The organism is Aquimarina callyspongiae, assembly GCF_034322225.1.
Taxonomy (GTDB): Bacteria; Bacteroidota; Bacteroidia; order Flavobacteriales; family Flavobacteriaceae; genus Aquimarina.
This window is the reverse complement of the sequence record NZ_JAXLPA010000006.1, coordinates 214,981-232,967: the sequence shown is the minus strand read 5'-3', so window position 1 is coordinate 232,967 and position 17,987 is coordinate 214,981. Positions and strand designations below refer to the sequence as shown.

The following is a 17,987-nucleotide window of genomic DNA, read 5'->3' as shown; positions in this document are numbered from 1 at the left end:
TTTGTTTTAAAAAATTATACTTAAAAAGGTTACTAACTAATTATCATAAAAACAAAATTAATAACGATATCATAAAAACGACTTTTTATTGCTCGGTAGTATCAAAAAATTGATATCTATACTGATTAGAATCTTTAAATTTATTTTCTAACAACCTTCCTTTCAAAGGTTGTCCATCATAAAAGAAAACTTTACCATTTTTATAAAAAACATTAAAAGCATGTCCTGTTGCACCATTTTTAGGAATAGCAAAAACTATACCTTTAACATTTCTTCCAAGATTGCCTTGAAATGATATTACCTTAGCTAGATTATCAAGTGAACTGTAACGTAAACCCAATGAAGTACCTACATACGACTTAATATCTGTAAAAGCCTGAAGAGGTCTTGCAAATTTATCACTAAGAGCAGTTACAATCCCTTTTCCGGATAAATATGAATCAACCGCTATCGAACACCCTATACAATTAACATCTCCTTTAAATCGATTTACTTCAGGAATATCACTTAAATTAAAGCTCTCAGATCCATCTGATAAATCATCAATTATTTTTTCAGTTGCACCTGCAATTCCTTGTTTTTTAGTAGATCCTGTAGATAATCTAGTATTTTTAGAGCCTATTTTAAATTTGGTTGGCAAAAATGCTCCCCAAGCTAATTCTAAATTTTCAGGTCTGGTCAATGATTCAGCAGCATCAGTAGCCAATTCTTTTGCTGGGGTGTACTGATAATATTTAGATGTTGCATCACTAGATTTTTGAAGTGGCCCAACAATATCATTATGCAAGTCATATTGTTTCTGACCAGAAATCATCCAATAAGCATTATTAATCAAAGAATTAACTGCATTATTAGAATCTACGTAAAGATTTCCTGGAGCTGTAAGTATAGTATTGGTTAAAGCATTACCTATCCTTTCTAAAATACCTACATTTTCATCTGATTTAAATACTGGTTTATATGAACTCCTACTCAAATATCCTACTAGTTCTTCTTCTAAGCCCTCTAATTCTATAAATTGAAGTACTTTGTTCCCACTAAAACTATAAGGAGTATACCACGCGTATTTTGCAGTAAGAGGATCTACCGAGAAAAAACGACCTATCCTAGCATCATGCATTCTAAAAGTATAATTAACACTATTCCCCTCTCCCTTAATCTCATTATCCGCTTCTTGCCCTTGGAAGCCATAACGGTAGTCTCCACTATTGCCATGCCTATTAGGTAACAATTGTCCAAACGGGTAGTAATCACTAAATGTAAGAACGTCGGGAATAAAGGTAATTAAATTAGGAGAAACTTGTTTGGTGATTTCTGTAATTTCTACATTATCTATCAATATATATCCTGTAACTGGTTCTGTATGATCAGTTCTATTGGATACAAGAATAGCTATTCCTCCAGATTTTGCTTCTTCTGGTAATGGTACAAGGATTTTTACTCTACCATCAATATCTGTAATATCACTTCTGTAAAACTCGCTCCCCAAACCATTACTAATCACACTAATTGAAAGCGTATTACCATTATAATTACTCCTGTCAATGTCAAAGGCATATTCTAATTCATCTCCTGTGAAAGAGGCTGTACTATTGATATAAGTAAAATTAACAATATTGTTATTTACTATTATCTGTCCTTTATTATCTGCTGTAATTACAGGACTAAAAAATGCCGGATCTGTTGTCTCAAATGTATTAGTATAGAATATCGATCTTTCTTTTACAATCGCTGGTTCTGCTATTTTACGATCGCTTACTACACTTAATACATTACCCAAATGATTGCTTAACTCATATCGTTTATCACCTGTACGATTATTAAACACGGTATTGTCTGTAGTGGTCGTTTGGTTACCCAATTGCAGGTCGGATTCTTGTAATCCTAATCGACTACTACCATAGATATGGTGTTCTTTTACCTGCAAGGTCATTGCGGTGCTACCATCTGGTAATGTGTTTACACATGCTACCTCATCAATATATGCACGTACATTACTTCCTGTTTTTACATGGGTGCCTGGTAACCATGTTACTCCCTCTTGTGCTTTGTGTTCTACTAATGCAGGCGGTTCTGTAACATAGGGTGCTGTAGCAGCTACTACAATCTCTTGCTGTGCCTGTTCAATTTCTGGTGTTGTTACTACCTGGTTATCCAGATTTAAGATCAGTGCGCAGTTATCGGTATCACTACCGGTACCATACACTGCCATTACATTGCCTTGTGCATCTCTGGCATAATACGTAGTCATACCTCCCAAAGGATCACTCATATTGGCAGTGGTTTTACTGATACGGTTTCCTAAACCATCATAGGCAAAGCTAATTACGGTACCATCATCTTTGGTTATTCTTTTTACTTTACCGTCTACTCGCCAATCAATATTTAAACCTTCTGCTTCATCCCTGGTTAACTGACCAATAGCATCGTACTGATAATTACCACTTGCCTGATTATCGACATCTACAGCAAATAAGTTTTGATCTACTGTATCTGCTACATGATCTAATTGATTGGTACCAGGGATATAGTTATAGGTAAAATTATCCATAGTTACCGCAGTACCGTTTGATAGTTTTGCTGCGCGCAACAGGTTTTGTAAGTTACCATTACGGTCATAACTATATGAAGTATTTACACCAGTAGCTGCTATAGCACCTGTATCATCAACTTCATAATTAGTCATCCCTTTGATCCTATTTAACTGATCATAATTATAAGTATTGATACTGGTATTTAGTGCCTTCTGATCCGTATCCAATATTGTGGTAACCATAGTATGGATATTACCATTATATAATCGTTTGCCTGGAACAGGAACAGCCCTCGCCAAGGTAAAAGGAGAGGTATTGCTACGCGGAGTATAATCATCATTAAAATAATTTAAAGAATATCCATACGCATCTCTTGCGACCTTTTCTGCCGTGCTTCCTACAACGCCATCTTTACCTATATCCTGGAAGGTACTTGAAGTCTCTCCGTTAACTCCTTTTAACCAGCCTTGTAGCGTATATACGTAATCCATACCCTGCACTTTTTTATCTCCAATCAGTACTCGTGCTAATGGGCCGTGCTGATAATACTGGTAATTGGCATCTTTTTCCCATAGTACTCCGTCTACAGAGGTTTCTACAGCTATAATCCTGTTATCTGCATCATAGTCATATCTATGTATGAATTGATCTGGTTTTCCTGATTGAAAAGTTACCTGGTTGACATTACCACTAATTAAATCATATTGATATTGTACTCGTTTTTGGTGTTGATTGATCGCTACCAGTTCTGTACTTTGATTATCACATACCAATTCTTTGACATTGCCATGGATATCGTAGTTATAAAAGATCCCGTGTTTATACTCTGTATCTCCTTGTGTATAGGTATCATAATATTGTACTGAGGTAACACGGTTACGGGTATGTATCACATCCTGATCGCTAAACAATGTTGTTCCTGCTGACACCTGATCATCATAGGTGGTAATGGTTACTTCAGTTCTTGGTGATTGGGTTAGATTGTATGGGTATGCCATTTGATCTACTTCAGTCACCACTGTTCCATCAGTTATTTTTACTAACCTTCCTGTAGTGTTGATCTCATAATCTCCTGATAATTCTAGTTCTCCGGCTTCTATGATTCTACCTAATGCATCATAATCTGTATAACTATAACGAGAGGATGAACAGGTTTGCTCGATGGTGTTTACGACTTTAAGGCCAAGAATAATTCCTGAAGCTTCAAAATCTACTTGTAGTGGTTTTGTCGTATCTGTATCAACAATGGATACCACAAGTGCTCCATTTTTATAGTAATTGATATTGCCTTGTTTTCTCTCTATACGGATCAAATCCTGATGATCATAAGTACCTGGAATTATCTGAGTAGGATTACTGATATTGGTAAATGTAAGCTCTCCTGTTCTAAACAATGACAATACCTCATACCCGTGCGGTGTACCATCAACTTCTACCAGTTTTACTTTGATCTTGGCCGAGTTACCAAAAGGATCATCTCCTATTATTGGGGATTTATTTAAGCCAAACTCTACATATCCATTATCTAGTACGGTTTCATTAGAACGCCCGGTTGGTGGATCAAAATTCATAGAGGTTATGACTCCTGCCAGGTTTCCTTCTGAAGTAACATTAATATCGCTATTATTACTATCTGGTGCCAGGGTAATTGGTAGTGTCGTTTCTTCATAAGAGCAATCATAAGGCTCGGCTCCAGAAGCTTTTTGCTTTGCATTTTGAGACAAAACAATTCTACCCAATTTATCATAAGCAAAGCGAGTAATACCTCCATCTGGTGTTGATTGCCATACTAATTGATTTAAAGAATTGTATTTATACTGTGTTTTTAACTCATGAGAAGGTATTACAGCATCGGTAAGATCTTCATCTCTGTTTACTCCTTCTGGCGGTACAGTTTGTACCAGGTTACCTGCCTGATCATAGTAATACAAAGTATATTGATATTCTTTATCACCATATGTCACTTTTAAAGTTTCAGTAACATTATTAATCCCTTTGGTAATATATTCACGTTTAAATCTATTGACCAGCTCGTTGATATATGCCTGATATGAATCTTCCTGATAGGTTTCTGTCACTGCAATATTGAACTCCTGGCAGTCGGTTACATCATCGTTGATTTCAATATCAAAAATCGGTAACAATGCTGCTGGAGGACAAATTCCTGGGTTATCAACCAAGTATTTATTATTTACATAGGCTGTCCAATACAAATCATCCTCTGTATTAGCTGGTGTATTGTCATTAAATTGTGAGTTATAGGTAACGTAGGCCGTAATTACCGTATTGATATCATCATACCCATAGTTAAGTTGGTTTTCCCCAAACTCAGCGATACTCAAGAAATTAGGGTCTAGTGAAGATCCATTATTCTGAGGATTTAGGATTCCTAAATCGGTAAGGTACTTCTCGTAAGAATCTACCAGGTATTGATAATTAAGGTTACAAAAGTTTTGCTGAGTATAAAAATCATCAAGCAATACATAATCAGGTATTCTGGACGATTGCCCTGTAGTTTCATCAATCCCTAACATTGTCAGAAATTTTTCAAACTTCTCTTCGCAAGGTACAGGCGCTACCGTTTGTGGGATACAGATCTCACAAGACGGATGTGTATCCATATTTGTAGAAGTTGCTGCAATCGGCTGAATCGGATCGCAAATTACTGTGAATGCCTGTACTTGTGACGTATTTATATCTGCATAAATCAACGGAAGACCATTACTATTATTAGGGTCAACTCCGAAAGACCTTAACGTATAATTTATTGCGCTTGTAGATGGGTTTATAGTTTTTAAAATTTCTATAGTACTCACCTCAAAAAACTGGCTTCGGTCAAATAATTTTATACAGGTTACTCCATTTACCAATAACCCAGAAGTATCTCCTCCAACCGTAGAATTAAAAAAGGTTACCGTTGCTACATTCTGTCCTCCAATAATTTCTGTAATTAAAGTATTCAATTCGGTAGTAATATACCCTCCTGCAATCAAATCAACGTTACCGTTAAGATCTAAATGCCATTGATTATCATATACCGCTTTATATATATTGGCCAAATCTGTTTCCAGCTTACTTTTATTGGTTTGAATATAATCATCAAAGCACTCATATACTGGAGCTACCTTACAACAAGAGTAATCTAATATTTGTTTTATAAACGTAGAAAAAGAGCTATTATCTCCTGTTATAGTAGTATAATATAAGGTTTGAGAAGTATTATTAGCTCCTTGTATGAATCTAATACTTTCATAATTCTGTACATCACTTGCAACTAATGATCTTCCTGCCTGAAATGTAAATAACGATGTATTATTTACACTAATCGTATAGAAAAAATTAGCACTATCGTATTCCCAAACTCCTGATAAGTTGGTATCACCAATAATCTCTGGAATAATGCTATTTGTATAGCTGGTAATAGTAGATAAATCTACTGTTTGATTTACGGTATTGCTACTTCCAGTGATCACTCCTAATTCATTGATCAGATTGACCAAATCATCCCCAAACTGAGCCCTATTGGTGCAACCAATACCATTATTATCATTACCTGTGTTATTATCTATTTGATCATCCAGTACCTCACCTATCCCATCATCTTCAACTCCGCACTCTCCTATAGCAACACAGGTTGCTCCGGTAAAGATAAATTCTCTTAACTCGGTTCCTATAACTACTTGTGCCAATACTTTAAAACCAAACACTCCATTTGAAGGGTCTGAAAGTTCTGCATCATAATACAACCTTGATAACTCAAGAATGGACCATCCTACTCCATCGGTGGTATTATATGTATCCCAATTATTAACATTATTCCATCCAGAAGATTGTAAAGGAAGATCGAGATATAATAGAGGATCACAACCATTTGTTATGTTGGATTGTATGGATAATCTATTTCTTTCTACAACACCGGTAAAATCTAATTGTGATTGCGTATCTACAACACCTCCAAAAGCTTCATATAAGTTCCTGTTAAGATATTGAGCTTGATATGTTCTTAAACCCACCAGGGATTTAAAGTTGTTATTACTATCTTTTTCATTTACCAATCCATCTAAGAAATACTCCAGATCATTATTTAATGGGCATTCTCCTGTTTGAACATACTCTAAATAATCGGTATCACCTTCTAGGTCGGCAATAATATCTTCTTCTTCCTGAGAAGCATCATATTGCTCATCTGCCCCAATAAATCGCTTTTGTTTATTGGTATAGAGCTCTGCATTTTGTTGATCACAAAATGCTACTGATGCTGAGTTAGCATTAACATAATTAAAGATATCTGTTGCAGTGGGGTAATTTTGAATGCTATTGGTAATATTAGAATTCTGAACATCGTTCCCTATACACCCATTATAACAACCATTTTGCTTGGCATACACATCTCTAAAAACCGTTTTTATACGTTCTTTGAGACTGATATAATAAGATACATAAGCTCTCCAGATATTATCTTTTTGACCTACGCTTAAAGATCCTCCAGCTACTTCTGCAATATTTGATAAGTCATTAAATGGTATATTATCACAATTGGTAATACCATTACAATAGGTTGTTATATAGGCAAATTGTAACATTGTGATTTTAGTGGAGCCATCAAGGTAATCTTCAAACTGATCTGTTAATGCCAGGCTCATTACTTCTCTTCTCATATTTTTAAGTGCCGTTGTTTCTCCTAACAAGAGAACATCATTACGGAAATAAGGATCTATATCCATTAACAGAGATACATTATTTGATGATAAGAAAGTAGCCGCTGTTTCCATCGATCCTATATTTCTGATATGACTATCAAATCCGTCACTATCCATATCCACATTTGTGGAGGAAGTATTTATTGAGTCTGATATAGAAATTGTAGAAGACACATCACATAATGCTGTAGCATACTCCAAATAGCAGTTTTCCGGATGATATGGAAGTAAAGATACTGACCAATATGGTTGCCAGGCATTTAAAAAATCCTGTACGTTTTCCAGGTTTTCAGGAGCAATCCATAGATACGATGCCCCAGCATCAGTAGTCCCGTTATTTGGAGCTATTCCATCTACAATTGCCGGAGTGAAGGAACCATTATCATTCTGCTCAACTATGATTTCTGAGATAATACCTGGAGTATCCTGATATGGTTCTACAGGGGTTTTCCAACTAATACTAGAAGCTCCATTATGAATTAGTTTATTGTCTACATTAAATATACTAAGCTCATCTTGTATTGCGAATATTTCATTTCCATTTTCATCTGTTGTAGGGTTTCCATTAGTATCTAACACATTTGTAAACTCACGGTTTCCGTATTGCCCTAATGGAGCCATATCCTGTAATAATAAGTTTGTACCTACCTCACAACTTATATCATTAGTAATCGTATTACAAGGAGCCTCACAAGCATCTTTGATCAATTGCCATTCTCTGGTGAAGGTTTTGATATAGGCAGTAATTTCTGCACTATCCAGAAGGGCTGTTCCATTAATATCCTGATCATTATCAATCCAGGTTACCTTAATAAAACCTTCGGTATCTGTTCCATCGAGTTGAAAACTATTATTATAAAACTGCTCACTTAATTCGGTAATAATATAAATTTCTAAACTCCCCAATTCGGTTACACACTCTTCGCAAGTAGTAAAACATCCATCTAAAGATGCTGTAGGAGCAAATTGATTGGGATCTATATAACATCCACTATTAGAGTCTTGAAGTCCATTTCTATAATGTTCTGCATATATTTCTAAGACAGAGTCATTAATCTTAAGGTTTTTGGTAAATGTATATGATCCTGTATTGAGCCTTGCAGAAAAATCTGTTGCAATTGCAGGAGTAGTTACTGGAATATGAGTACCTGTCGTACTTGCGGTTCCTGCTAATACATCTATATTTCTATTTAGTAACTCTTCGCCACAATCATCTTTAAGACTTATATTCAAATCATAAACAAAAGGATATCTGAAAGGATCAACACCTACCGGACAATATGGGTCAAAAGATATATTTTCGTTTACGCTATATTCAAAAGTATAATCCAATCCATCACCAGCGGCAACAATTTGCTTGTCTACCGTAAATGCATCGAAGGTACCAGGATAGTTATCAGATGCTACCAAAGAATTTCTTTGTATCAAATCTACAGTAAGGTTTCCTGTAGTTATTGTCTCATCAGGTAAGCTTTCTAAAGATTCAGGTGCTCCTGCTGCTAGTGCAGTAGCAATGGTTCTTCCTTGTGGATCAATATAACTTACACTCACCTGACCATTAGGATCTACTACAATATTTTTCTTATAATGTGTAGCATTCCCAACATTGGCACCAAACAACCTTGAAACCTCCTCTTGTTCTGGTACTCCATAAAAATATTTCATTTCATGTTCTGATCCAAGTTGATGTGTTATTCCAACACCTCCTTTTCTTCGTATACGTCCTGTATTATCTGGAGTATATTCAATTTGACTAAAAGGATATTTTTTAGCATCAGGCACATAATCCTGATAAGAATTCGTAGCTGTTTGCGGACCGTAATACTTACTGGCTCCTATAGCTGTTGACATTGCTTCAGTTGCAGTATCGCAATTATCATCTACTGGGTTACCATTATCTTCAACTAAAGTCCAATCAAAATTAAAATGCGAATATTGTGTATTACCATCTCCATCAGGAGTATTAAAGTCTCTATAATATTTAATGGAAGTATCATACGCTGGTACCGGTAAGACCTCTACTGCCGGACGTCCCTGATTATCATAAATAACTTCTCCTACTATTGCATTATTATCGCTATTGATCCTGGTAACCGTCTGCCTGTTACGTAGTGTGCCATCAAAATAACTAACTACTTCTTTCTTTTTTCCTTCTTCAGCATAGCTGGCTTGAAACTGCCAATTCTTATTGTTTTCATGAGCGGTAACCGTGAAAAAATTGGTGCCTCCCCAGTCATTCACTTTATTTTTAACTGTAGTACCAGTACTCCAGCCTCCATAATACTTTTTGGTAATATCCTCTATAAATCTACCTACTGCTCTTACTCTATAAATAAGATAACCATTACTATAGATTAAAGGAATTTCATATGATAATTGATCTGTAGAAATTCTTGTACTATTAAGCTGAAATTGTCTTTCTGTTAAATCTATTTCTGAAGCAGGTATTATATTATTTTGATTAATATCAGGTCCATAATTATCCAACCAGGTCCATTCGACATCATAGCTTATCGCTCCTTCAATTGCAGTCCAATTAATATCTAAAGCAATATCCTGGGTTGTTCCATTATCTGTAGTTGTAATTGGTTGCCTAGATACTACGGGTATATTAGCTGATAAAGGTTTGTATCTACTGGTTCTAAATCCAAACTCCATATTAATATTCTGAGGAGAGGTAGTAGTATTATCTGGAACAGAGCTATCTTCTCTATTCTTTGTACGAATACTCAATATCCTTATCTTGACACCATATGAATCGTTTATAATATGCTCTGTTTTATCAATATATTCTGAACCTACTATAGACGGATTATGTTCTACTGTAATACTTTTTGTATATGTACTTGCATCATCAGGTATTCCTGTTTGTGAAACCGGTGTAATCTCAAAATCTATGGTATATGAATACCAATAAAATGGTTCTTTATCAGCATCTACATAAATCTTGATATAAGATTCATTGTCCATAGTTACTGAACTATTTGAAACCCCTGCTTCTGGATCTATAAGTAATATCGAGCCTCCATTTACATGTTGATCTATTTGTGTAGATGAATATGTATCCTTTATTTGAAAAAACCCTTCTTGTGCTATGATAGTATGATATCCCAACAATACCACTACCCATAACATTTTTTTTATGAAATTATATTTGAAAGTATTCGTACCCATCATTTCTATTGTCTTGTTGTATCTATAAACTGATAATTCTTAAATCTGCCAGATATCTTGTTGTTATTTTTCCCGGTAACTACATAAGATGTCAATTCAAAATTGTTACGATATGTCGTATTATCAATACTGAAGTTGTTAAAAACGATCTCTAATCTTGGATTGGTAAGTCGTTGTTTTCCAGATTCTGTTTGCAATGGTACTTTTTGTAAAAAGAACAACGTTTGTCTTATCAAGCTGAAATCCTTTTTATTAATCTCTAAAATTGCTGTACCATATGGTGAACCTGTTATTGGAGTTGAAGTTAACTCTATCCTATATAGTGAGTCTTCTTCTTGAATCTCTGCTTTTTGAAAATTCTGAAGCAACTCTTCTATATTTAACCCTGCGATCTTTTGCTGTTTCTCTTTTTCTGAAACACCATAGATCATTGCTTTTTCTTCATGATTTACCTTTATAAAATCACTAGGAGTTATTAAGGTTTCTGTCTGGTGTATTTTAGTATAAAAGCTTTCTTGTTCTTTTGCTATCACTCCTTTATAAGATTCCATAGTTTTTGAACTCTTATAATCTTCATACAATGTATAGTCAACTTCTATATTATAACTAAGCTGCGTATCATAAAACTGTTTTACTTTGTTAATGATCTCTTTTGCTCTATTTAGATTGTCGCCTGATGCCTGAGCATTAGTATGACCTATAAACCAAAAACTAAACAGTATATATGAAATGAATATCTTGTACCTCATGCTTCTAATTATTAGTTATTTAACTTTGAATTACCAGATCTTGTTTCCTGGATAGTATATACTCCTTCTTCGGTTTCTTTTTTCACTCTGACTAATCCTCCTTCTTGATCATACTCATAAAGTGTAGCATAATTGTTTTCATCTAATTCTGCCATAAGTCGCTGTGTATCCTGATCATACACAAAGGATTTCATATTTCCGTTAAAGGGATGTATTCTGATATCATCAAAATATGTTTTGACGCCTAATTCTGCAGCTATAAATCCTATTTCCATATTAACAGCATCTTGAGGAACTTCAAAAACTCCAACAAAACGTTGCCATCCATCAATAATGTCTCCAGATGCATGAAAAATGTATTCTGGATTATCTGTAGAGGTAAAAGCTATTTTAAAGCCACTAACTGTATAAGACAATACCTGTTGTGGTCTATCTTCTTTTAACCAACCACTAACTACATATTTATTTCCTGGGATTGGTCTGAAGGAAGAACATTGTACTGTTGGTAAAATGGTTAGATCTCCATCCTGTCCAGATATACTAGACCATCCTATTATTACAAAAGCAAAAGCTAATATTTTTTTATACATTGTATCCTGTTTTTTCTCAAGCGAAACATTGTTACTCATATCTTTTTTAGTTACCATTTCCTCCAGTTGTTCCACCTCCTGGATTTCCGTTATTACATCCTTTATCATCACATAAATCTCCCAATACAACACTTACTGTATTACTTGCATTGAATGTTATATTCCATTTAACAGTTTCTGGATTTCCATATCCAAAATATCCTGTTGCTCCACCAGAAACAATGAATTCTTTTTCTCCATTTGAATCTAGTTGAATGGTTCCGCTACCACCATTGTTCGTATACTGCCTACCCGATACATTAAGATATTTAGAATCCACACATTCATTAGCATCTAATCCTGAAGATGTAAAATCGTAAGAATAATTAATTGTTTGATTTGCTGTTCCAGTAAGGAACACTCGTTTTCTTCTGGTAAAACAATTACTGTTTGGTTCTTCTGAAACTCCTCCACCATCGGTAGCACATCTAATTGTAGATACAACGGTTTCACATTCTGGTAATTGAATCATCATAGTAGTTGTTGGAGCTCCTCCTGGAACTACTAAACTGTATTTTCCTGTATGTGCCGCTTCATCTGTACGTTCTACTCGTTCTAGTAATTTGTCACCTAATAAAGGTTTAAAATCAAAATGAGAGCTTCGTACATTATTAAATCCTTGAATCGGTGATGGTATTACATCTGATGGTTTGTAATCTTCAAAACCATCATATCCCATTTCTCGATATTCCGTATTAGAACCTACTGCTACCGGCAATGTGTATTCATATCCATACTGAGCTGCAGAATAACGATCCAGGGCATCTTTATTTTCAAGTTCTGCTCCATAAGGGCTGTATTTACTAACCTGACTTGCAAAAGTCCAGTTTTCCTTCGTTTTCTTCCAACTATTGTTTTGTGTATTATCATAAAAGCTATTAAATGCACTAAAATATCCTTCTGAAGCTGTCGAAAAATTAGTATCATCTTCTACATTAGAATTTCTACCTCCTAAATAAGCATAGGATTTTATAGCTCTCCAATCTCCGCGAACATTATATAAGTAAGGATTGAATCCATATTTATGAGTAGTAATCTGTTCTCTGTCTGTAAGCTCATTTCCTTCTTCATCTACAACTTCATCGTGGATCTGATTATATAAATTACCTAATGTCGATGGAAAACCTGGTAATTCCAGTTCTTTTTGTGGTTTCCAATAATCTGAATATGCAACAGCACTAGCATTCACTATTTTAGGGTCAATCGCATTGCCTCCAGCATAAGAATAATTAGCCGTAGAAAAATCATTGAGGACTCCATCATTATTAAGATCTATTGGATTAATCATACTAGTAACTGAAGCCATCGAAGCCATTTGCTGATTACGATATCCGGAACGAATAATTTTAAAGTTCAAATCTTCTTTAGTAAAATTTGAACACTCTTGATTTATAATAAACCCATTACTGTTCATCAAGGTTACACCTGATTCAGAAACATCTATGACCCATAATTTTTCATTAGTACCATCAGGTTCAGTTGTCATTAACTCATCTCCATTTCTAAAATAGTCTAATGGTGTTTTTCCCTGATCGGGGTCCTGTAAATTAAAAACGGGTACATTTTCTGTGTATAATAATGTTCCTGATATCCCTATATTACTGCTAGCCAATTGCATACCATCATAATACCAATGCGCTGGATACTTAAAGTTATAATAGTGATCATCAAACTCGTTAATCGTTTCAGTTAACAATATATCTCCTGTTTCGGCATCCCAAGCAAGGTTTTTTGTAGATACTTCTGAACCAAGATCTCTTGCGATCTTTTCTACTAAAATTGCAGATTTATGAATCACTTTGGTAGTTGTTGCCGTTCTTAGTATTTGCTCATGATTTGCATATGCCGGTAACGGTATAGGAATCAAGTTTGGCCAAATCCCAATTATAAACCCAGTAAGATTTTGATTTACACCTGTAGTTGTTAATTGTGACTTATTTTCTCTAAACTCATTAAAAACATCATAGTGCATCGCAATAAATTTATCTGTAGAGATCTTTCCATTTGAATCTATCACAGGTAATTTATTATCTAATTGTCCTTGATCATCAACACTATACTTATACTCCACTTCAGAAATAGGTACTTCTTGTCCTTCAGCAAATACTTGTTGTCTTTTTAATCGACCATTTATGTCATTGGTTTCTATTGTAAAACCCTGAGAAAGTGTAAGATGATTCTTATCAATGACAACCACTCCCAATCCTAAAATATTTTGTAATACCGGAGTTTGATCATACGCTTTTCCATCACTTCCATTAATATCTGTATAATCAACTATTGTTGGATAGTCTTTTGTTGTATACATTTCAGTAATCACTTTACCCGTGGCACTTTTTTTAACTGTATACTTCTTACCTCCTTCTGTTCTGGTTCTTGGTAAATTTTTAACTTCTACTCTGCTATAAGTAACTTTAGGTGAAGGAAAAAAAGATTCTCCAAAAGGCTTTTCTGTATAATTTGATTCTTGTGGAGCTGCCAATTTATCTTTTCCTAGATTTTCACTACCAGGTTTTTCACTAAAAAAGGGTTCTACAAAAGGGTTTTCTTTACTTCCGTTAGGTTCGAAAGTAGCGACTCCATAACTAGACCCGTCTTTGTTGTTATAGGTATACTGCTGTCCATAAAACTGTAAATATCGAGCATCATTAGTATGATTGGTCATTGCATCCCATCGATCATGCATTTTAATTTCTTTTACTCTTATACCACCTCCCAATTTTCTTTGATCAGGATGTAGTAAACGCACCCAGGATTTTTTGGGCTCAAATTGCATTGCAGATCTTTTTTCCTGAAGCTTTCCGTTAGGGCCTCCAACAATTTCAAATATGGCTCCCAGACTTCCTACAAGATCTTTTAGAATTTCTTCAAAATTATCATTGGTACTATTACCATCGTAACTGTACACCTGTCGGTTTAAATAAGTTCTACCAAAATACCATCCTGCTTTTGTAATAGGATTTACGTCTTTATTACTATTAATCAATCCTCCTTCTCGCTTTAACTTTTTCATCGGGATCGCAGCATATGTACCCCTACCTGATTCGCTTACTATTTTTATAGGAATATCTTGATCAATCTCAAAATACCCAGAGACATAGTCAAACTGTTCTGATTGTCCTGCTACCATTTGTAACAAAAATCTAAATTGAATGGGTTTATCAATTTGATCTCCCAGATAGCGATCTTTAAATTCTTGTTCAGACAATGGTAATACATCGTCACTAAGCTTCGCAAAAATATATTCTGCATGATCATCAGGATTCTGTAAATCATACAATAAAGGATTATCTACATGATCTATAATTGGATCGCTATGAGCTCCTGTTACTTTAAACATTTGCATCGCTTTACGATCCTGTACGTATTGGTAATCATCGGACTCATATTCCATTTCAAGTTTACCACCTGAAGGAAGATCTATGGATGTTAATGTCCAAGCTGATGCAAAGGCATCTTGTAGTTTTTTATCATCTTGCTGTACAAATGGAAACTCTGGAGCTACCAGGGACGCGTCTACTTTGCAATAAGACGGATCGTCATTAAAAGAAGTATTTAGTATTGGCACCTCTATACCGGCTTCATTTACCTCATACTCCACCTCTTCATTTATATAATTTAATTTTTCTTTTACAACTGGTTTATAGTTACCCCATATATCATAACTTTTTAAATTATAATCAGGATTAAACCCCTCATAACTAAAAGTATATGGAGTATATTTTCCCATATTAGAATTTCTGTAAGTAAAGTATACTTTATCTAAGGTTAGTTTTCCATTTCCAGCAAGGTTATTTGGGACACCTTTACATAAATCATACTTATATTCAAAATGTGCTTCTTTAATTGCTGATGCAGCATCTCCTGATTCATCATATTCGGGTTTTGAGTATAATGATATCTTATCGATTTTTTTCATATATCCTGCGACACCCTCATCGTTCGTTTCCCCAATAGCCCCTCTGGCATCTTCTCGATTAGAAAGATGAAAGATTGCCACATGGGTCTTAGTTTCTATTTTAGAAATGTATTTTAATTCTTTTTCTCCATAGAGATAGTTTGCTTTCTGATCATCTTCATCAGATTTTAACCCTTCATTATAAGAAGCTTTGGTAGCATCATAAGGTACCCTCCATTTATAATCAGTATCTGCCAGATCATATGTAAATAAAGTATAAGCACCTAAATCATTAGGTGTTGGACCATTGTTATCCACATCTTCATAATCAGAAGACAAAACACTGGTCAGCATATAAGAATGTGCATACGCTGGTGTCGTAATACGATTGAGGTATCTATCGCTAAACTCAGAACTATTACCACTAAACTGACCAATAAGCGGGTTATTATTTTGAATAGAAGAAAAACCAACTGTACCATCTGTACAATCAATATCTGATCTTCCAGATACGTCAAAAGTTGCTTCTACTTTTTTGTTATTATAAGCTGCTTCACCATATACATAAGTGCTTCCATCAGGTTTTAAAATTTTCATACCTGCAGTATGATGTTTGATTGCATCATTACTACGGTATAAAATCATAGGATCGGTTTCAGCTTCTTCCTGTGTTACTTTTTGTATGTTTTGATTACGGAGATCTCTTTTTGTTCTTTTGAAATTCTGTGTTGTTATTTGCTTTTCAGGATATTGAATGGTACCATTATCTTCAGTTTTTTTTATCTGAAATACAGGAGCTGTTTTACGATTAAACTTTCCTCCAGTAATCTTTAGTTTCATAGGATCATTGCCTGATAACTGCGTTTTGTACAAATTCTCTTCGTTATCTACAGTTTGTTCTCCAATCATCTTAAAGTAAGAGGGTTCGTATGCTAAATGGTTATTATCATTTTCGGTTTCGACGAATTTTCCCAGTGCTCTGTTATTATCTTCCCATTTACCTGTTTCTCCAAAAGAAGGAGCTACTTCTAATCGTCCTCCTACAAAAAAATTCCAACCAGCTCCCAGTTTTACTCCCAAACTACCTCCATTTCCCTGATCAATCACACGATGATCATATAGATAGCTCACCTGACTTCTGTGAGGGCGAAACATTCCATTAATTCCTTGTCCTTGAACAGCATATAAATCATAGGTATAATTGGTAACAGGTATTGCGGTGGTATGTTTATTAAATGTTCTGTCTTTTTCACGATTAAAATCCAACACTCCATTTTTACCTTCTCCTTTTTCTGTATTTTCATATCCATAGGCTTTTACCAGTTTGTTTTTATCTTCTTTGATAATATCCTGATAGGAACCAAAGCCATTAACCTGTAATTGAGCATCAAACCCTAAAACTGTAGGACCTATTGATCCTGAAAATGTAAAATTCCCATTTTCTATCCCAGCTCTTTTAGTTGGCGTAAAAGTGTTGTTATTGAATGAAACATAACCCGATCCAGAAATAGTTCCTTTATTATCATAAAAACTCTCATCTCCTATATCAAATACATGTTCTAATCTCTTTACACTAAAACCCAAATTGAGAGCTTCTAAACCTTTTCTGGAATTAACGCTAATTCCAACAGTTGAGGTTAGTTCTGTTTCTATTTCTTCCAAAAACTGAGAAATACTCACATTGGGTGAGATTGTAGGACCACTTCCTACTGAAGATGATAAATCTGCTCCTACTCTGACTGGACCTTTAAATAACTGATAACTGAGTCCAACAGTTGGCCTAAAAGTAATTCCTTCATAATTATTATATTGCGCAGAAATACCCACATTACCTCTTAGTGCTTCCAAGCCTGCATACCCAGCAGTGGCATTTACACCTACCCCAACGGTTACATTAGTTTTCATGTCATTTTCATATCTCACTAAATCCCCATCAAAATCATCTGGTAATCCTCTTACATCTCTTACGATCTGACCTACATTAAGGTTCCATCCTAAACCTACCCAGGAAGCTTCCTGATCCATTGTGATCCCAGAATCATATGCCAGGTTTAGCGGATATCCCCCAACATCCATAATCGGGATATTGTAATTAAAATTACCCGAAGCCAGATTCACCATATCTGAAGTGCCAATTGGCGTAAAAGAATTAAATTCTGGCTGGGTTGGCCCACTTGTTAATGCCCAAAGCTGCATAGGTTGCATCATCTGAACAACTAATTGTATTGCCAAATAACTTGCAATAACCTTAGTAATTTTACTTTTTCGAATTGTATTGATCATATCACCTTATGTGTTATAAT

At 34.8% G+C, this 17,987-nt stretch carries 4 protein-coding genes; all 4 read right to left on the bottom strand.

Going from position 1 to position 17,987, the window contains the following annotated elements; all coding sequences use genetic code 11:
- Window positions 1-85: 85 nt before the first annotated feature.
- Genes U0D62_RS22860 through U0D62_RS22845 form a run of 4 tightly spaced genes read right to left on the bottom strand, consistent with a single transcriptional unit; the run spans window position 86 to window position 17,967 of the window.
- Window positions 86-10,408, bottom strand: a complete 10,323-nt coding sequence (locus U0D62_RS22860) for an RHS repeat-associated core domain-containing protein (RefSeq protein ID WP_322289682.1) — start codon at window positions 10,406-10,408, stop codon at window positions 86-88.
- 5 nt (window positions 10,409-10,413) lie between these two features.
- Window positions 10,414-11,157, bottom strand: a complete 744-nt coding sequence (locus U0D62_RS22855) for a LolA3 family protein (RefSeq protein ID WP_322289681.1) — start codon at window positions 11,155-11,157, stop codon at window positions 10,414-10,416.
- Window positions 11,158-11,168: 11 nt separating this feature from the next.
- Window positions 11,169-11,804, bottom strand: coding sequence for a hypothetical protein (locus U0D62_RS22850; RefSeq protein ID WP_322289680.1), 636 nt, complete (start codon window positions 11,802-11,804; stop codon window positions 11,169-11,171).
- The gene (locus U0D62_RS22845) at window positions 11,794-17,967 is read right to left on the bottom strand and encodes a hypothetical protein (protein WP_322289679.1); all 6,174 of its coding nucleotides are present in this window, start codon (window positions 17,965-17,967) and stop codon (window positions 11,794-11,796) included. Before U0D62_RS22845 ends, U0D62_RS22850 begins: the two co-directional genes overlap by 11 nt.
- Between the last annotated feature and the right edge of the window lie 20 nt (window positions 17,968-17,987).